The sequence below is a fragment of the Methylobacterium sp. Leaf112 genome, assembly GCF_001423295.1.
Classification (GTDB): Bacteria; Pseudomonadota; Alphaproteobacteria; order Rhizobiales; family Beijerinckiaceae; genus Methylobacterium.
In genome coordinates this window covers 41,619-58,322 of sequence record NZ_LMNG01000004.1, presented here as the reverse complement: position 1 = coordinate 58,322, position 16,704 = coordinate 41,619, and the positions used below count along the sequence as shown (strand labels likewise).

General features: G+C 70.3%; 18 protein-coding genes and 1 tRNA gene. 13 read left to right on the top strand and 6 right to left on the bottom strand.

Features of this window, described 5'->3' with window-relative positions; translation table 11 throughout:
* The first annotated feature begins 34 nt into the window (after window positions 1-34).
* Window positions 35-124, top strand: a tRNA-Ser gene (locus ASF52_RS03885).
* Between the two features lie 222 nt (window positions 125-346).
* Here ASF52_RS03885 and aroQ read toward each other — a convergent pair.
* Entirely contained in the window at window positions 347-799 is a 453-nt protein-coding gene (gene aroQ, locus ASF52_RS03880) for a type II 3-dehydroquinate dehydratase (RefSeq protein ID WP_056167933.1), read from the bottom strand.
* 205 nt (window positions 800-1,004) lie between these two features.
* Between aroQ and ASF52_RS03875 the strand changes: the two genes are divergently transcribed.
* The 7 genes from ASF52_RS03875 (at window position 1,005) to ASF52_RS03845 (ending at window position 6,683) form a co-directional block, all read left to right on the top strand.
* Window positions 1,005-1,835, top strand: coding sequence for a 3-keto-5-aminohexanoate cleavage protein (locus ASF52_RS03875; RefSeq protein ID WP_056167930.1), 831 nt, complete (start codon window positions 1,005-1,007; stop codon window positions 1,833-1,835).
* A gap of 114 nt (window positions 1,836-1,949) precedes the next feature.
* The gene (rutR, locus tag ASF52_RS03870; RefSeq protein ID WP_056167927.1) at window positions 1,950-2,591 is read left to right on the top strand and encodes an HTH-type transcriptional regulator RutR; all 642 of its coding nucleotides are present in this window, start codon (window positions 1,950-1,952) and stop codon (window positions 2,589-2,591) included.
* 309 nt (window positions 2,592-2,900) lie between these two features.
* The gene (gene rutA / locus ASF52_RS03865) at window positions 2,901-4,025 is read left to right on the top strand and encodes a pyrimidine utilization protein A (RefSeq protein ID WP_056168112.1); all 1,125 of its coding nucleotides are present in this window, start codon (window positions 2,901-2,903) and stop codon (window positions 4,023-4,025) included.
* Complete coding sequence (gene rutB / locus ASF52_RS03860; protein ID WP_056167920.1) at window positions 4,025-4,768, top strand: pyrimidine utilization protein B; 744 nt, start codon at window positions 4,025-4,027, stop codon at window positions 4,766-4,768. Before rutA ends, rutB begins: the two co-directional genes overlap by 1 nt.
* A 23-nt stretch (window positions 4,769-4,791) precedes the next feature.
* Window positions 4,792-5,184 carry a pyrimidine utilization protein C gene (gene rutC, locus ASF52_RS03855; protein ID WP_056167916.1) on the top strand — a complete coding sequence of 131 codons (393 nt, stop codon included), beginning with the start codon at window positions 4,792-4,794 and terminating at the stop codon, window positions 5,182-5,184.
* A gap of 3 nt (window positions 5,185-5,187) precedes the next feature.
* Window positions 5,188-5,982, top strand: a complete 795-nt coding sequence (gene rutD, locus ASF52_RS03850) for a pyrimidine utilization protein D (RefSeq protein ID WP_056167913.1) — start codon at window positions 5,188-5,190, stop codon at window positions 5,980-5,982.
* 59 nt (window positions 5,983-6,041) lie between these two features.
* Window positions 6,042-6,683 carry a flavin reductase gene (locus ASF52_RS03845; RefSeq protein ID WP_082515185.1) on the top strand — a complete coding sequence of 214 codons (642 nt, stop codon included), beginning with the start codon at window positions 6,042-6,044 and terminating at the stop codon, window positions 6,681-6,683.
* Window positions 6,684-6,705: 22 nt separating this feature from the next.
* Here ASF52_RS03845 and hpxZ read toward each other — a convergent pair whose 3' ends face one another.
* The 5 genes from hpxZ to ASF52_RS03820 form a co-directional block, all read right to left on the bottom strand.
* Window positions 6,706-7,086: an oxalurate catabolism protein HpxZ gene (gene hpxZ / locus ASF52_RS03840; RefSeq protein ID WP_056167911.1), complete on the bottom strand. Its 381-nt coding sequence runs from the start codon at window positions 7,084-7,086 to the stop codon at window positions 6,706-6,708.
* Between the two features lie 5 nt (window positions 7,087-7,091).
* Window positions 7,092-8,495 (bottom strand): AtzE family amidohydrolase, encoded by a 1,404-nt coding sequence (locus ASF52_RS03835; RefSeq protein ID WP_056167908.1) that lies wholly within the window; start codon window positions 8,493-8,495, stop codon window positions 7,092-7,094.
* Window positions 8,496-8,506: 11 nt separating this feature from the next.
* Window positions 8,507-8,707 carry a DUF4089 domain-containing protein gene (locus ASF52_RS03830; protein WP_056167906.1) on the bottom strand — a complete coding sequence of 67 codons (201 nt, stop codon included), beginning with the start codon at window positions 8,705-8,707 and terminating at the stop codon, window positions 8,507-8,509.
* Window positions 8,708-8,788: 81 nt separating this feature from the next.
* Window positions 8,789-9,478, bottom strand: coding sequence for a cysteine hydrolase family protein (locus ASF52_RS03825; protein ID WP_056167903.1), 690 nt, complete (start codon window positions 9,476-9,478; stop codon window positions 8,789-8,791).
* Between the two features lie 157 nt (window positions 9,479-9,635).
* Entirely contained in the window at window positions 9,636-10,376 is a 741-nt protein-coding gene (locus tag ASF52_RS03820) for a GntR family transcriptional regulator (RefSeq protein ID WP_056167901.1), read from the bottom strand.
* Window positions 10,377-10,594: 218 nt separating this feature from the next.
* Here ASF52_RS03820 and ASF52_RS03815 point away from each other — a divergent pair, with 218 nt between their 5' ends.
* The 5 genes from ASF52_RS03815 (at window position 10,595) to ASF52_RS03795 (ending at window position 16,671) form a co-directional block, all read left to right on the top strand.
* Window positions 10,595-11,614: a hypothetical protein gene (locus ASF52_RS03815; protein WP_056167897.1), complete on the top strand. Its 1,020-nt coding sequence runs from the start codon at window positions 10,595-10,597 to the stop codon at window positions 11,612-11,614.
* 62 nt (window positions 11,615-11,676) lie between these two features.
* Window positions 11,677-13,041 (top strand): 8-oxoguanine deaminase, encoded by a 1,365-nt coding sequence (locus ASF52_RS03810; RefSeq protein ID WP_056167894.1) that lies wholly within the window; start codon window positions 11,677-11,679, stop codon window positions 13,039-13,041.
* A gap of 2 nt (window positions 13,042-13,043) precedes the next feature.
* Window positions 13,044-14,615 carry an ABC transporter ATP-binding protein gene (locus ASF52_RS03805; protein ID WP_056167891.1) on the top strand — a complete coding sequence of 524 codons (1,572 nt, stop codon included), beginning with the start codon at window positions 13,044-13,046 and terminating at the stop codon, window positions 14,613-14,615.
* 12 nt (window positions 14,616-14,627) lie between these two features.
* Window positions 14,628-15,716 carry an ABC transporter permease gene (locus ASF52_RS03800; protein ID WP_056167889.1) on the top strand — a complete coding sequence of 363 codons (1,089 nt, stop codon included), beginning with the start codon at window positions 14,628-14,630 and terminating at the stop codon, window positions 15,714-15,716.
* Between the two features lie 28 nt (window positions 15,717-15,744).
* The gene (locus tag ASF52_RS03795; RefSeq protein ID WP_056167884.1) at window positions 15,745-16,671 is read left to right on the top strand and encodes an ABC transporter permease; all 927 of its coding nucleotides are present in this window, start codon (window positions 15,745-15,747) and stop codon (window positions 16,669-16,671) included.
* The last annotated feature ends 33 nt before the right edge of the window (window positions 16,672-16,704 follow it).

The following is a 16,704-nucleotide window of genomic DNA, read 5'->3' as shown; positions in this document are numbered from 1 at the left end:
CCTCCCACCCCGCCGGCTCCGCGCCGGCGCGGACGGAAGGGTGGCCGAGTGGTTTAAGGCAGCGGTCTTGAAAACCGCCGTGGGGGCAACTCCACCGTGGGTTCGAATCCCACCCCTTCCGCCAAGTTTTTCGACCGGCAAGGTTTTCGTAGGGCTCTCGACCCAAGCCATGGGTCAAGCCATGGCTTGGGTGGAAGAACTTCCGATATAGGCGTGAGGCTGGGGTCGGCCGCCCGTATCGCTTCGGCATGACTTCGATGGGCGACGGAGCCACCCGCAAGCCGCGGCCTTTTTGTGCCCGAGGACGCTCGACCCGCTCAAGACCGGGCGCGGCGGCCTGATCGCGTCAGACTTGGCCCTGCAACCCGCGAAGATGGGCGATGTGGCGAACCGCCAGAACGTAGCCGTGCGTGCCGAAGCCGGCCAGCACCGCAGTCGCGGCGAGCGAGACGTAGGAATGGTGCCGGAAGGCCTCGCGCTTGTGGACGTTGGAGATGTGGCACTCGACGATGGGAACCTCGCACGTGGCGAGGGCGTCGAGGATCGCGATCGACGTGTGGGTGAAGGCCCCCGGATTGATGACGATCCCCGCCGACCCGACCCGGTACTGGTGAATCCAGTCGATGATCTGGTGCTCGGCATTGCTCTGGTGGAAGTCGACCGTGAGCCCGAACGCCTCGGCCTCGGCCCGGCAGAGCGCCTCGACATCGCCGAGGGTCTCGTGCCCGTAGATCTCGGGCTGGCGCTTGCCGAGGAGGTTCAGGTTGGGGCCGTTGAGGATCAGGATGGTGTCGTTCATGGAAGGCTCCATCGTTGAAGGGTCCTGACAACGGCCGTTGCACGGACGCGCAGGTCCCGTCGCGGCTTGCCAAGCCCGCCTTTACGTCTCCGCCGGCCCCGAGGCCACCGCTGCCGTCGGCCTCCCCCTGTCGGGTGACGGTAGGGCGTCCCTTCGGCATCCGACGCCCCGCTGCCGCGTTGACGAAAGCAGGGAGACCCACGCCATGAGCCAGCCCGTCGTCGTCGCCGTCGCGATCACCGGTTCCGTGCCGCGCAAGGCGGACAATCCCGCCCTGCCCGTCACGGTGTCCGAGCAGATCGAATCGACCCATGCCGCCTACGAGGCCGGCGCGACGCTGGCCCACATCCATGTCCGCAACGACGACGAGACCCCCTCCTCCGATCCAGACCGGTTCGCCGCCGTCCAGGCGGGCCTGCGCACGCATTGCCCGGGCATGATCGTGCAGTTCTCCACCGGCGGGCGCGGACGCGACCCGGCGAGCCGGGGGCTCTCCCTCCAGCATGCCCCCGACATGGCCTCGCTCTCGACGGGCTCGGTCAACTTCCCCACCATCGTGTACGAGAACCCGGCCGCCCTCGTCGCCGATCTAGCAGGTCGGATGAAGCGTTTCGGGGTGAGACCCGAGATCGAGATCTTCGATCTCTCGCACCTGCACGGCGCCAGGCGCCTCGTGGAGGCCGGGCTGATGGACGACCGGCCCCACGTCCAGTTCGTCATGGGCGTGCAGAACGCGATGCCGGCCGACGAACACCTCCTCGACATTCTGCTCGCTGAGCTGCGCCGCGTGCTGCCGAAGGCGACGTGGACGGCCGCCGGCATCGGACGCCATCAGGCGCCCGTGATGGATTGGGCCCTGGCACGCGGCGCAGACGCCGTCCGCACCGGGCTCGAGGACAACATCCGCCTCACCAAGGATCGGCTCGCCGCTGGCAACGCCGAACTCGTAGGCCTCGCCGTGGAGGCGATCGCGCGGCACGGCCGGACCGTCGCGAGCCCGGCCCAGGCCCGCACCCGCCTCGGCCTCACCGCCTGATCCGGCGCGGTCGACTGTTCCGGCCCTCGCGTCCCCTTTGTCGCGCCCGCACGGGATCGGGTAGGAACGGGGACGCGCCCGGCTCTCCGGGCGACGTCCCGGGAGGCGAGCGGATTGGCTGACGGCTTTGTGGCAGCGCCCGTGCGGCGTCGGCGGCGCGCCGGAGCGCTGCGGCGCGACGCGGTTCTGGATGCCGGCCTCGCGGTCTTCTCGACCCTTGGCCTTCATGGGGCGAGCCTCGATCAGATCGCCGAGCGCGCCGGCCTCTCGAAGACCAACCTGCTCTATTACTTCGCCTCGAAGGAGGCTCTCTACGTCGCCGTGCTGCGACGGGTGCTCGATGTCTGGCTCGATCCGCTTCAGGCCCTCGATTCCGGGAGTGAGCCGGCCGAGGCGCTCAAGGCCTACATCCGCGCGAAGGTGACCCTGTCGCGCGACGCACCCCAGGCGTCCCGCCTGTTCTGCCTCGAGATCGTCCAGGGCGCTCCGCTCCTGCGGGCGGAACTCGAAGGCCCCCTGCGGGCCTTGGTCGACGCCAAGGTCGCCGTGCTGAGCGGCTGGATGGACGAAGGGCGGATCCAGCCGCACGACCCGCATCACCTCGTCTTCTCGGTCTGGGCGATCACCCAGCACTACGCCGATTTCGCCGTGCAGGTCGACGCGATCACCGGGCACGATCTGTCGGACGAAGCCTTCTTCGAGCGGACCGTGGCCAGTACCCAGAGACTGATCCTGGCGGGCCTCGGACTCGCCTGATTCGGCGGCGTCGCCGGATCCGGGTCCGAGCGCTGCCGTTCTCGCCGTTCCGATGGGCAGGACCCGCACAGCGCGCACGCATGCCGCGGAGAGTTTGTGCAGATGGTCAAACTTCCTGATTTTGAAGTTTGACCATCTGGTCCGAATAGCTAGCCTGAGGATGTGCCGTACCACTTCGGTCGAGTCCGAAGCCGTACGGCGGAAGACTTGACGGGTCTCATGTCGCGGCACGCAATGCTGCCGTCGGAACGCGAGGGTGCCATGACCGAGCCCAAAGCCGAGACTGAGGCCGAGCCCATGACCGAACCGATGAGCATCGGTGTTTTCATTCCGATCGGTAACAACGGCTGGCTTCTCTCGGAGAACGCGCCGCAATACATGCCGAGTTTCGAGCTGAACAAGCAGGTGACGTTGAAGGCCGAAGGGTACGGCCTCGATTTCGCGCTCTCGATGATCAAGCTGCGGGGGTTTGGCGGCAAGACCGAGTTCTGGGACCACAACCTCGAATCGTTCACGCTGATGTCGGGGCTCGCCGCCGTCACCAGCCGGATCAAGCTCTACGCCACCGCCCCGACCCTGTGTCTGCCGCCCGCCATCGTCGCCCGGATGGCGTCGACCATCGACTCGATCTCGAACGGCCGCTTCGGCCTGAACCTGATCACCGGCTGGCAGAAGCCGGAATACGCGCAGATGGGCCTCTGGCCCGGCGACGAATATTTTGCCCGGCGCTACGAGTATCTCTCGGAATACGCGCAGATCCTGCGCGATCTCTGGGAGACCGGCCGCAGCGACCGCAAGGGCGACTTCTTCCAGATGGACGATTGCCGCTTGAGCCCGCGCCCGCAGGCCGACATGAAGATCATCTGCGCCGGGCAGAGCGGCGCCGGCATGGCGTTCACCGCGACCTATGCCGATTACAATTTCTGCTTCGGCAAGGGCGTCAACACGCCCACCGCCTTCGCCCCCACCGTGGCGCGGCTGGAGGACGCCAAGGCGAAGACCGGCCGCGCGGTCTCGTCCTACGTGCTCTTCATGATCATCGCCGACGAGACCGACGAAGCGGCCCACGCCAAATGGGAGCATTACAAGGCCGGCGCCGACGGGGAGGCGATCGCCTGGCTCGGCGTTCAGGGCTCGGCCGATACCAAGTCGGGGGCCGACACCAACGTCCGCCAGATGGCCGATCCGACCTCCGCGGTGAACATCAACATGGGCACCCTGGTCGGCTCCCACGCCACCATTGCGCGGCTCCTCGACGCGGTCATGACCGTGCCGGGCACCGGGGGCGTGCTCCTCGTCTTCGACGATTTCTTAGCGGGCCTCGACGCGTTCGGACAGAAGATCCAGCCGCTGATGAAGACGCGTCGGCACATCACCGGTGATGTCGCGCCCCTGACGCGGGGCGACTCGGCCTCCCTGGCACAGGTGGCGTGATGCGGGGCGAGATCCCGGCGGGCTACCGCGACGCGACGGGCCGCGTCGGCGGCGTGACGCTTCCCGCCCGGCCCGAGCCGATCGCCTTCGACGCGGGCGCGAGTGCGCTCATCGTCGTCGACATGCAGAACGCCTACGCGACGAGGGGCGGCTACCTCGATCTCGCCGGCTTCGACGTTTCCGCGACCGGCCCGGTCGTCGAGCGGATCGCCGCGGCCGTCGTCGCCGCCCGGGCGGCGGGACTCCTGGTGATCTGGTTCCAGAACGGCTGGGACGCCGATTACGTCGAGGCCGGCGGTCCGGGTTCGCCGAACTGGCACAAGTCGAACGCCCTCAAGACCATGCGCCGGCACCCGGAGAGGAACCACAGGCTCCTGGCCAAGGGCACCTGGGACTACGCCCTGGTCGACGCGCTGAGGCCGGAGCCGGGCGACATCGTCCTGCCGAAGCCGCGCTACAGCGGCTTCGCCAACACCGCCCTCGACAGCATGCTCAGGGCCCGCGGCATCCGCACCCTGATCTTCACCGGCATCGCCACCAACGTCTGCGTGGAATCGACCCTGCGCGACGGCTTCTTCCTCGAATATTTCGGCATCGTCCTGGCCGACGCCACCCATCAGGCCGGCCCGCCGAGCCTGCAGGCGGGGGCACTCCTCAACATCGAGACCTTCTTCGGCTGGGTCTCGGACGTCGGCGCCTTCGCCGAGGCGCTCGCCGCCGAGCCCCCCCGCAACGCCGAGTAACCCTCAATCGAAAGCCTCCCAGAATGCCGAAGACCGTCGTGATTCCCCCCGGCACCGGCAAGCCGCTGGCGCCCTACGTGCCCGGAACCCTGGCGGATGGCGTGCTCTACGTCTCGGGCACCCTGCCCCTCGATGCGGAGGCCAACGTCGTCCATGTGGGGGACGCGGCCGCGCAGACCCGCCACGTCCTCGAGACGATCAAGGGCGTGGTCGAGGCCGCCGGCGGCGGCATGGACGACGTCACCTTCAACCACGTCTTCCTGAAGGACTGGGCCGACTACGCCGCGATCAACGCCGTGTATGCCGCGTACTTTCCGGGCGAGAAGCCGGCGCGCTACTGCATCCAGTGCGGGCTCGTGAAGCCCGACGCGCTCGTCGAGATCGCCTCGGTGGCCCATCTCGGCAAGGCTGCCTGAGGGATGGCCGTGCCGGTCCATCACGCGGTCCATCACGCGGTCCATGGCCGGGCCGGCGGCCGAACCGTGCTGCTTTCGCCGGGGCTCGGCGGGGCGGCGGGTTATTTCGCGCCGCAGATGCCGGCGCTGGCCGAACGCCGTCGCGTCGTCACCTACGATCATCGCGGCACCGGTCGCTCGCAGGGCCCCCTGGAGCCCGGCCACGACATCGCGGCCATGGTGCGGGACGTGCTCGTCCTCCTCGACGGGCTCGCCATCGAATCGGTCGACCTCGTCGGGCACGCGCTCGGCGGGTTGATCGGGCTGCAACTGGCGCTGACGCACCCCGAACGGGTCGGGCGCCTCGTCGTCATCAACGGATGGGACAGCATCGACCCGGCGACCCGCCGTTGCTTTGCGGCCCGGAAGGCCCTGTTGACGCGGGACGGTCCCGAGGCCTTCGTCCGAGCCCAGGCGATCTTCCTGTATCCGGCGCCCTGGATCTCGGAGAATGCGGAGCGGCTCGCGGCGGACGAGGCCCACGCGCTGGCGCATTTCCCCGGCACCGACGCCGTTCTGGCGCGCATCGCCGCCCTGGAGGCGTTCGACCTGACGGGACGCCTCGGCGCGGTGCCGCACGAGACCCTGGTGATGGCCGCGCGCGACGACGTGCTGGTGCCGTTCACCGCGTCGGAGCGGCTCGCCGCCGGATTGCCGAACGCCTGCCTCGATCTCGCGCCCGATGGGGGGCACGCCCATTCCGTGACGCGGCCGGAGCTGGTCACCACGGCCCTCCTGCATTTCCTCGATCGGCCGTGACGGCGCGAATGGCGATGGACCCGCGAATGGACCCGCGCTTGGACTTGGAGTCGACCGACATGACCGGGACCGAGGGACCCGACGACGCGCCCGTCGCGGCCGGCGCCTATCGCGATGCCATGGCGCGGCTCGCCAGCGCGGTGCATCTCGTCACCACCGACGGGCCGTGGGGGCGTGCCGGCTTCACGGCCTCGGCCGTCTGCAGCGTCAGCGATGCGCCGCCGACCCTGCTGGTCTGCCTCAACCGCGCGTCCTCCGCCCACCCGGTCTTCGACCGGGCCGAGAGGCTGTGCGTCAACATCCTCGGTGCCGGACAGCAGCACGTCGCGGGCGCCTTCGGCGGCAAGCGGTCGATGCCGGAGCGCTTCGCCGCCATACGCTGGTCCACCGGCGCGCGCGGGCTCCCCGTTCTCGCCGACGCGTTGGCGACGTTCGAATGCCGGATCGCGAGCCGGAGCCGCGTCGGCACCCACGATGTCCTGTTCTGCGAGGTGGTCGGCCTCGGCGAGGCGTCCGGTGCGGACGCCCTCGTGTATGCGGACCGGCGCTACCACGCGGTGCCGTCCGCACCCGTCGCCGAGGCGCCGGGAGAATACGAGCGCATCGTCGGCGTGCACGAAGCCGGCGGCACCGATCGGGCGGTGATCGCCAAAGCGCCCGAGGGGGCGTGGAGCCGCGCCGTCACCGCCGCGGCGAAGTGACGGAGCCTGAGCGGCGTCGGCCTCAGGCGTCGATGACGCTCACATGGGCCGCGACGACCTTCCAGCCATCGGGGAACCGGACCCAGGTCTGGCTCTGGCGCCCGATGCGATCGGGCGCCGTCGGGCGCGTGAACAGCGTCATCGCGACGGCGCAATCACGGCCGTAGGTGGTGATGACCGTGCCGGAGAGATCGCGCGCCAGACCCTCGGCCGAGCGGGACCGGCGGAAGGCGCGGATCGCGTCCATGCCGTAGAGGTTCTCGCCCCCGCCATAGCGGATGGTGCGGGGATCGTCGTGGAACAGCGCTTCCAGGGTCGGAACGTCGTTGCCGACGAGGGCCGCCTCGTAGCGGGCGAACGCGGCCTCGACCTCGGCTTTCACGGTGGGATCGTCGATGGGCATGCGGCTCACGCGAAATTGGCGACGGGCGCGCGAACGACGCCCGCGCGTTCGAGATGATGGGCGACCCGGAGCGCCAGATCCTCGCGCCACGGTGCGGCGATGACCTGCACGCCGAGCGGCAGGCCCGTGTCGAGCCAGACCGGCACGGCGACCACGGGCAGGCCGATGAACGAGATCGGCTGGGTGAACAGGCCGATATTGGCGCGTACCGGCAGCGTGACGCCGTCGAGCACGAAGGCTGTCTGCCCCGCGCGCGGCGCCCGGCAGGGTGTGCAGGGCGCGAGGATCACGTCGACCTCGCGGAACAGGTCGAGCACGGCCGCGCGGTACCAGCGCCGGAAGCGTTGGGCGCGCTCGACGAACGGCGCGGGCAGCATCATTCCGGCGATGAGGCGATCCCGCACGGCCGGATCGAAATCGCCGGCCCGCTCCCGCAGGCGGTCGCGATGCAGGGCGGCGCCTTCGGCGGCCGTGATCAGGTAGGCCGCCGCACGGGCCCGTGCGGCCTGCGGGATCTCGACCGTGCGCGTCGCCGACAGGGCGTCGGCGACGGCCGCGACGGCCGCGAAGGCTTCCGCGTCGCCGCCGGAGGCGAAATACCCGCCCGCCACGGCGATCCGCAGATCCCCCACGCCCGCGTCGAGGCCGGGACCGGTCGGTTCGACGGCCCGATCCGTGGCGACGGGATCCGCCGGATCCGGGCCCTGCATGGCGTCGTACGCCAGGGCGAGATCGCGGGTCGAGCGGCTCATCGGCCCGAGATGGTCGAGGCTTCCGACGAAGGGAAAGCTTCCGGCGCGGCTGAGGCGCCCGTAGGTGGGCTTCAGGCCGAAGCAGCCGCAGAAGGCGGCAGGCACGCGGATCGAACCGTTGGTGTCGGAGCCGAGGGCCAGGGGCACGAGGCCCGCCGCCACCGCCCCGCCCGAACCGCCGGAGGAGCCCCCCGCCATGTGTCCGGGCGCGTGCGGATTCCGGGTGTTGCCGTCGTGGCAGTTCTCGCCGGTGAAATCGTAGGCGTACTCGCCCATGTTGAGCCCGCCGACGAGGATCGCCCCCGCCGCCTCCAGGCGCCCGATCAGCGTCGCGTCCCCCTCCGACGGCGCCCGCTCCCGGTTGATCCGCGACCCGGCCCGCGTCGGCAGCCCGGCGATGTCGAACAGGTTCTTTGCCGCGAAGGGGACGCCCGCGAGGGGGCCGGGCGCCCCGCCCCGCCCATGGGCCGCGTCGAGTCGGTCCGCGCGGGCCAGGGCACGGTCCGCCAGGACGTCCGTGAAGGCGTTCACGGCGGGATCGACGCGGCCGATCCGATCGAGGGCCGCCGCGACCACCGTCCGGGCGCTCACCGCCCCGCTCGCGACGGACGCGGCGATCGATGCGGCCGAGGCCGTACTCCAATCCTGCTCGCTCACGGTCCCGGACCTCACGCTTCGAACACCGGGGCGGCTTCGGCCTCGTCCGGCAGGGGGAACGCGCCGACGAGGTCGGCCGCGGCGTGCAGCACGCGCAGGTTGGCCACGATCGCCGGCATCCAGGCGGGGTCGATGGGCAGGGCGAGCATGCCGGACGCGGCCGAGGCGTAGGCCTCGGGATCGAAGGCCGGGATCTCCGGGGCTTCCGTCATGCAACGTCCTCCTTGGTCTGGGCGATGGCGGTCATGCGAATCTCGTTCCGGCGGGCCCCCGGTCCGCGCCGCCGAGAGGGTTCAATCGAGCGTCTCCGAGGCACGCCCCTCCAGGGCGGCGACAACCCGGTGCGCGTCGGAGACCCAGCCGAAGATGCCGCCCTGCGCCGTGATCATCGCGAGGCCGGCTTCGTGGAATTCCGGGATGTACGACGCGCAGGCATCGGCGATGACGACGCAGCGATAGCCGCGGTCGTTGGCCTCCCGCACCGTCGTGTGCACGCAGACCTCGGTGGTCACGCCGCAGACCAGCAGGGTCGCGATGGCCCGGGTCGCGAGCACGTCGGCGAGTTCGGTGGCGTAGAACGCGCCTTTGCCGGGCTTGTCGATCACCGGCTCGCCATCCTGCGGCGCCAGGGCGGGAACGATGCCGTGACCGGGTTCGCCGCGGATCAGGATGCGTCCCATCGGCCCGGGCTGACCGATCCGCGCCGTGGGTTCGCCGCGCTCCAGCTTGGCCGGCGGCGCGTCGGAGAGATCCGGGCGATGGCCCTCCCGTGTATGCACGACGAGGAGCCCTGCGGCACGCGCCGCGTCGAGCACGGCCCGGCATGGGGGCACGGCGGCGGCGAGGAGGGAGACATCGTTGCCGAGGCTCTCCCCGAAGCCGCCGGGCTCGAGGAAATCGCGCTGCATGTCGATGATGACGAGGGCCGTGCGCGACGCCTCGAAGGGAAGCGGCGACGGCTCGGCGTCGAGAAGGCTGGGCATGCGCGGATCTCTCGCGACCGGGAATCACGGCCTCGAAGCATGTATGCAATCTGGCCGAAATGCGTGCCCAAACCACACACAGCGGTGCGCGAAGTTTCGTCTCTCCTGGCCACCCCATGGGCAGATCGCCGGGATGCGGCATCCGACGCCGGAGACGTCAGCGCTGGGCGCGCGCCCGGCTCGCGCGAATCGGCGGGGCGCGGCGTTTCAGGCGGTCCCGAGCCCGTTCGCCGGCCGCTTCGCGCGCGGCGGCACTTCCGGCATCGAGCGCCTCGAATGCGTCCTCGACCACGCTCATATGGACGAGCATCGCGGAGTTCGCGGCCGCCGCATCGCGGGCGAGCACGGCCCGGACAACGAGGCCGTGTTCGGCATGCGAGCGGGCGAGCCGCCCCGGTGCCTGGAACTGGGCGCGACGGTACGGCGTCAGCCGCCGCCGGAGGTTGCGGGCGATCTCGTCGATCACGCTGTTGTGCGCACCCACGTAGAGAAGGCTGTGGAAGTCCGCATTGGCGAGGACATAGGCGTCGTGGTCGTTCGCCTCGGCGAGGCTGCCCATGCGCTCGTGCAGCATCCGGAGCTGCCCGCGCTCGGCCGGTGTCATGCTCAAAGTCGAGAGCCGCGCGCAGGTCGCCTCGATCTCCCCCATGGCGATGAAGAGCATGTCGAGTTCGTCCGGCGTGATCGTCCGCACGGTCGCGCCCAGGCGTGGACGCAGGTCGATTAGGCCGGTTCCGTTGAGAAGTCGCAGGGCGTCGCGCACCGGTGTGCGCGACACGCCGAAGCGCTTGGCCAGGACCTGTTCGTCGAGATGGGTGCCGGGCGCGAACTCCCCCGACAGGATCGCGTCGGCGATGGCGTCGGACAGGCTCTCGGAGCGGGTTGGGGACGCTGGCACTGTGGTCTCGGGTTCCCGATGCGCCACCGGTACGGGGCCGCGCACGCCACCGATGATAGAGACGAGTTTCCCTCGCCCCGCAACATGACCCGCTGGCCGGGTCTATGGAGATGTGTTGCGGTTATGTGACGGCCGGCTCCGGCGTCCGACCAAGGGCGGGCCATGGCACACCGGTTGCGGTCCCCCGAACAGCATTGGCAGGTTCAGGGGGACGAACGATGTTCGCAAGGACGTTCACGGCTGCGGCTCTGTCGCTCGCCACGGTCGGGGCAAGCATGACCGGGGCCTGCATGGCCGCCGATCTCGAGACCAGAAAGCTCAACGTGGCGGAGGCAGCACCCCTCAGGGAGCCGTCCTTCTTCCTGTTCTCGGACACGCAGGTGAGCTTTCGCTACCAGTTCCCCGCGGCCGAGCCGGGCGTGCAGATCCAGCGGGCGGATGGCGGCTTCCGCAACCGCGACATTCCGAAATACATCACCAACATCTCGCACGCCGACGCCTGGGCGTACGGCACGAACTTCTTCTCCCTCGACATCCTGAAATCGACCTCGCAGGACCCGGCCGGGACCACCAACGCCCCGGGCGGCTTCGCGCAGTACGACAACGGGGCCACGGAAGCCTACGGCCTCTATCGCGGCACGCTCAGCCTGAACGCGCTGACCGGCACCAAGGCCTTCACCGTGCCGGGCCTCGTCAAGGACGTCTCGCTCGCCTTCGGGTTCGACGCGAACACGAAGAACACCGCGTTCGGGCCGAAGAAGCGCGACGTCGTCGGCGGCCTGACCTTCTCGGTCGACGTGCCCGCCGGCTTCCTCAACATCAGCGCCCACGCCTACAAGGAATGGAACCGGAACGGCTTCAATATCGGCGGCGACCGCGACGTCAGCTTCGACACTGTCCCCGAATTCGAGATCGTCTACAACTTTCCGATCACCTTCTTTCCGAACGTTCCCCTGAGCCTCGCGGGCTTCAACAACATCGTCATGCCCAAGGGCAAGGGCATCCGGGACGCGTTCAATTATCCGGGTGGCTACTATCCCGGAACCGGCGTCGAGTTCCTGTCGCGCACGAACCTCGTGCTCGATGTCGGTAAAATGATCTGGAACCAGCCCAACAAGCTCGATGCCTTCGTGGGCTTCCAGTACTGGCTGAACAAGTTCGGCAACGTGGAGCGCACGACCTTCAAGGGGACCGAGGAGAAGAGCTTCCTTGCCGGCATCGCGTTCCACATCTTCTGAGAAGCCCCGGGGCGGCCTGGAATATGCTCCCCTCGGGACATCGCGTGGAATCGGGAGTCGGAATGAACGCGCACAAGGCCGGGACCCATCGTCTCTGGATCAGGAACCCCCTGGCGATCCTCGCGGAGGATGCGGCCGGTGGCCTCGTCGTCGAGGGGACGCGCATCGTGGAGCGCGTGCCCTCGGGCGGCCAGCCGGCGGCGCCTGTGCACGAGACCTTCGACGCCGCGGGCCACGTGGTGATCCCCGGCCTCGTCAACACCCATCACCACTTCTTCCAGACCCTGACCCGCGCTCATCCGCTGGCGATCAACAAGCCGCTGTTTCCCTGGCTTCAGGCCCTCTACACCGTCTGGGACAAGCTGACCCCGGAGGCCTTCCGCCTCGCCACGCGCCTCGCCTACACCGAACTGCTCCTGTCGGGCTGCACCACGGCGGGGGATCACCACTACCTGTTCCCGAAAGGACTCGAAGCCTCCGTCGACATCCAGGTCGAGGAGGCGAGGGCCCTCGGCATCCGGGCCTTCGTCACCCGTGGTTCCATGAGTCTTTCGGTGCGCGACGGCGGCCTGCCGCCGGACGCCCTCGTGCAGGACGACGACACGATTCTCTCCGACAGCGAGCGGGTGCTGTCCCTGTTCCACGACCCGAACCCCGGCGCCATGGTGCAGATTGGGTTGGCGCCCTGCTCGCCCTTCAACGTGACGAAGCGGCTGATGCGCGAGAGCGCGGCGCTGGCCGAACGCCATGATTGCCGCCTGCACACGCATCTCGGCGAGACCCTGGACGAGGACGCCTACTGCCTCGCGACGTTCGGGCAACGCCCCGTCGACTACCTCGAGGAGGTCGGATGGATGAGCCCGCGCGCCTGGCTCGCCCACGGCATCCACTTCAACGACGACGAGGTCGCCCGCCTCGGTAAGGCGGGGGTCGGCGTGTGCCATTGCCCGACCTCGAACATGACCCTGGCGTCCGGCCAGTGCCGGACCTGCGAACTGGAGGCCGCCGGCTCCCCCGTGGGGCTCGGGGTCGACGGCTCGGCCTCGAACGACAGCTCGAACCTCATGGAGGGCGTCCGGCACGCCCTGATGCTGAACCGCCTCACCTACGGCGCCGAGAAGGTCACGCATCTCGACGCCCTGCGCTGGGCGACGGAGGGCTCCGCCGCCTGCCTCGGGCGCTCCGATATCGGCCGCCTGGAAGAGGGCCGCGAGGCGGATCTTGCCCTCTTCACCCTGGACGAGCTGCGCTTCTCCGGCGCGCACGATCCCCTGGCGGCCCTCGTGCTCTGCGGCGCCCACCGGGCCGACCGGGTGATGGTGGCCGGGCAATGGCGGGTCATCGACGGACATCCGATCGGCCTCGACACGCGTCGGCTGCGCGAAGACCACAGCCGGTTGGCCCGGCACCTGTTCGGTGCCGTCTGAGGATGGAAGCCGCCCGCTCCGCTTCCGCTTCGCCGCGCCCGCAGGCGGGGCCGACGCCCCTGTTCGGTGCCTACGGCATCGTGAAACGGTTCGGCGGCTTCACGGCGAACGACGGTGTCGATCTGGAGATCCGGGCCGGCGAGATACACGCCTTGCTGGGCGAGAACGGCGCCGGCAAATCCACCCTGATGAAGATCCTCTACGGCCTGCTGGAGCCGACGGAGGGCGTCGTCACGCACCAGGGCGACATCGTGCAACTGCCGAACCCGGACGCCGCCCGCCGGCTCGGGATCGGCATGGTCTTCCAGCATTTCTCCCTGTGCGAGAACCTCACGGTCGCCGAGAACATCGCCCTCGTCATGCCGCGGGATTTCTCCGGCCGGGCGCTGGCCGACCGCATCGCCAAGCTCGGCATCGATTACGGCCTTCATCTCGAGCCGGACCGTCCGGTCTGGTCGCTCTCGGCCGGCGAGCGCCAGCGCATCGAGATCGTGCGTTGCCTGCTGCAGGATCCGAAACTCGTCATCCTCGACGAGCCGACCTCTGTGCTCACCCCGGGCGAGGCCGAGGTGCTGTTTTCCGTGCTGGAGCGTCTACGCGCGGAGGGGCGGGCGCTGCTCTACATCTCCCACCGCCTCGACGAGGTGCGGCGGCTCTGCGTACGCGCCACCATCCTGCGCGCCGGCAAGGTCGTGAGCGCCTGCAATCCGCGGGAGGAGACGGCCCGATCCCTCGCGGCGATGATGGTGGGGAGCGCCGTGCGCGAGGTGACCGTGCGCGGGGGCGGAGCCGTCGGCCGGGAGCGCTTGGCGCTCGACCGCCTCGCCCTCCCCGCCCCCGGCCTGCACGCCACCGCGCTCCGCGACGTCTCGCTCAGCGTCGCGGGCGGCGAGATCCTCGGGATCGCGGGCATCGCCGGGAACGGACAGGCCGAACTCTTCGCGGCCCTGTCGGGCGAGGTGCGGGCGGCCGATCCGGCTTCCGTGCGCCTCGACGGGGCACCCGTTGGGGACCTCGGCATCACCGCGCGCCGGCGCCTCGGCGCCGCCTTCGTGCCGGAGGAGCGCAACGGCCACGCGGCGGCACCCGCGATGAGCCTGTCGGAGAACGCCCTGCTGTCGCGCCATTCGACGGCGCCCCTGACCCGGTTCGGTCTGCTTCGTCCGGGGGCCGCCCGTGCCCTCGCCCAGCGCGTGATCACGGCCTTCGACGTGCGCAAGGCGGGCCCCGATCCCGCCGCCGGCACCCTGTCGGGCGGCAACCTCCAGAAATTCGTGGTCGGCCGCGAGATCCTGGCGGAGCCCGGAACGCTCGTGATCAACCAGCCGACCTGGGGCGTCGATGCCGCCGCCGCCGCCCATATCCGTCAGGCGGTGATCGATCTCGCGGCCCGCGGTACCGCGATCCTCGTCATCAGCCAGGACCTCGACGAACTGTTCGAGCTCGCCGGTTCCATCGCCGTGCTGCACGACGGTACGCTATCGGCGGCGGTGCCTGCGGCCGAGACGACCCGCGAGGCCATCGGCCTGCTCATGGGCGGATCGAGCGACGCGGCGCCGGCCCCCGCGCACTGATCGGGAGACCCCATGCGCCTCGACCTCGTGCCCCGCACCCGCCGCTCCGCGGTGCTCGACATCCTCGCGCCGGCGCTGGCCTTCGTCGCGGCGGTTCTGATCGGCGGCCTCGTCGTGGCGGCCCTCGGTGTCTCGCCGAGCGCGGCGTTCGTGACCTATTTCGTCGCCCCCTTGAGCGAGGTCTGGTCGCTCCAGGAGATCGCCCTCAAGGCGGCCCCCCTGGCCCTCATCGCGACGGGGCTCGCCTTCTGCTACCGCGCCGACCTCTGGAACATCGGCGCCGAGGGCCAGTTCGTCGTCGGCGGATTGGCCGGTGGCTGGGTCGGCGTGGCGACGCACGGATCGGGTGACGCCCCCTGGATCCTGCCCGCCATGCTCGCCGCCGGAGCCCTCGCGGGGGCCGCCTACGCGCTGATCCCGGCCGTGCTGAAGGTCCGCCTCGGGGTCTCTGAGATTCTGACGAGCCTCATGCTGGTCTACGTCGCCCAGCTCCTGCTCGACTACATGGTCCGCGGCCCCTTGCGCGACCCGGCGGGCTACAACTTTCCCCAGAGCGTCGGGTTCGATCCGGCCGCGCGCCTGCCCTACCTCATGGAGGGCGAGACCCTGCATGCGGGCGTGCTCGTCGCCCTGGCCGCCGTGGGGCTGGCGACCTTCGTGCTGGCCCGCACCCTGTTCGGATTCGCGGTGCGGGTCGTCGGCGCGAGCCCGCGGGCCGCGCGCTTCGCCGGCTTCTCTGATGCGCGCCTGACTCTGTCGGTCTTCGCCATCTCCGGCGGGGCCGCGGGCCTCGCCGGCATCGTCGAGGTGGCGGGGAAGATCGGGCAGCTCCAGCCCGAGATCTCGCCGGGCTACGGCTTCACGGCGATCATCGTCGCCTTTCTCGGCCGGCTCTCGCCGCCCGGTATCCTCGTCGCCGCCCTCGTCATCGCGCTCACCACCATCGGCGGCGAGGGCGCGCAGATCGACCTGAAGCTGCCCCTCGACCTGACCCGCGCCTTCCAGGGCCTGCTCCTCGGCCTCGTCCTCGGGGCCGACGTGTTCGCCCGCTACCACGTCCGGATCGTGCCCGGCGGGCCGTCGGGCCGCACGGCGTCGTGAGCCCGCGCGAACAGGACCGGAGCCGGTCATGACCCTCGACATCGTCCAGATGGTGCTCGTCACGGTCCTGGCGGCCGCGACCCCCCTGATCCTCGCCGGCCTCGGCGAACTCGTCGCCGAGCGCTCCGGGGTGCTCAACCTCGGCGTCGAGGGCATGATGATCTTCGGCGCGGCCGTCAGCTTCGCGCTGGCGATGCAGACCGGCTCGACCCTTCTGGGGGCGCTGGGCGGTGCGGGAGCGGGCCTCGGCCTCGCCGCCCTGTTCGGCCTCCTCACCGTCGGGCTCGCGGCGAACCAGGTCGCTTCCGGCCTGTCGCTCACCATCCTGGGTCTCGGCCTGTCGGGATTGGTGGGGGCGAACTACGTCGGCATCAAGCGCGATCCGGCGCCCCACCTGGCGATCCCCGGCCTCACCGACCTGCCCGGGATCGGCCGGCTGCTGTTCGGGCAGGATGCGTTCGTCTACACGGCGGTCGCCCTCGTCGCCGCCGTGTCGTGGTTCCTCTGGCGCACCCGCGCGGGCCTGACCCTGCGCGCCATCGGCGACGACCCCGTCGCGACCCATGCCCTCGGGCTGAAGGTGCGCCGGGTCCGCTTCCTGTCCGTCCTGTTCGGGGGCGCCTGCGCCGGGCTCGGCGGGGCCTATCTGGCGCTGGCCTACACGCCCTTCTGGTCGCCCGGCATGACGGCGGGCCGCGGCTGGATCGCGCTCGCCCTCGTGGTGTTCGCCTCCTGGCGGCCCCTGCGGGTCGCGGCCGGCGCGCTCCTGTTCGGCGGGGCGACGGTGCTCCAGCTTCACGCCCAGGCCGCCGGGCTCGGCCTGCCGGGCCAGCTCCTCTCCGCCCTGCCCTACCTCGCCACCATCCTGGCCCTGGTCTTGCTCTCCCTGGGACGGCGCCAGGGCGGCTCGCTGGCGCCCGCCGCCCTCGGACGCGTCTTCACGCCGAGCCGGTGACCCGCTTCCACGACGGCACGCCGAAGTTGGCCC

Excerpts from the sequence above, each read along its gene's own strand:
- ASF52_RS03795 (WP_056167884.1), top strand. The coding sequence starts at position 15,745 with ATGACCCTCGACATCGTCCAGATGGTGCTCGTCACGGTCCTGGCGGCC.
- hpxZ (WP_056167911.1), bottom strand. The coding sequence starts at position 7,086 with ATGCCCATCGACGATCCCACCGTGAAAGCCGAGGTCGAGGCCGCGTTC.
- ASF52_RS03830 (WP_056167906.1), bottom strand. The coding sequence starts at position 8,707 with ATGACGGAAGCCCCGGAGATCCCGGCCTTCGATCCCGAGGCCTACGCC.
- ASF52_RS03875 (WP_056167930.1), top strand. The coding sequence starts at position 1,005 with ATGAGCCAGCCCGTCGTCGTCGCCGTCGCGATCACCGGTTCCGTGCCG.
- ASF52_RS03845 (WP_082515185.1), top strand. The coding sequence starts at position 6,042 with ATGACCGGGACCGAGGGACCCGACGACGCGCCCGTCGCGGCCGGCGCC.
- ASF52_RS03805 (WP_056167891.1), top strand. The coding sequence starts at position 13,044 with ATGGAAGCCGCCCGCTCCGCTTCCGCTTCGCCGCGCCCGCAGGCGGGG.
- aroQ (WP_056167933.1), bottom strand. The coding sequence starts at position 799 with ATGAACGACACCATCCTGATCCTCAACGGCCCCAACCTGAACCTCCTC.
- rutB (WP_056167920.1), top strand. The coding sequence starts at position 4,025 with ATGCGGGGCGAGATCCCGGCGGGCTACCGCGACGCGACGGGCCGCGTC.
- rutA (WP_056168112.1), top strand. The coding sequence starts at position 2,901 with ATGAGCATCGGTGTTTTCATTCCGATCGGTAACAACGGCTGGCTTCTC.
- ASF52_RS03815 (WP_056167897.1), top strand. The coding sequence starts at position 10,595 with ATGTTCGCAAGGACGTTCACGGCTGCGGCTCTGTCGCTCGCCACGGTC.
- ASF52_RS03800 (WP_056167889.1), top strand. The coding sequence starts at position 14,628 with ATGCGCCTCGACCTCGTGCCCCGCACCCGCCGCTCCGCGGTGCTCGAC.
- ASF52_RS03825 (WP_056167903.1), bottom strand. The coding sequence starts at position 9,478 with ATGCCCAGCCTTCTCGACGCCGAGCCGTCGCCGCTTCCCTTCGAGGCG.
- rutD (WP_056167913.1), top strand. The coding sequence starts at position 5,188 with ATGGCCGTGCCGGTCCATCACGCGGTCCATCACGCGGTCCATGGCCGG.
- ASF52_RS03810 (WP_056167894.1), top strand. The coding sequence starts at position 11,677 with ATGAACGCGCACAAGGCCGGGACCCATCGTCTCTGGATCAGGAACCCC.
- rutC (WP_056167916.1), top strand. The coding sequence starts at position 4,792 with ATGCCGAAGACCGTCGTGATTCCCCCCGGCACCGGCAAGCCGCTGGCG.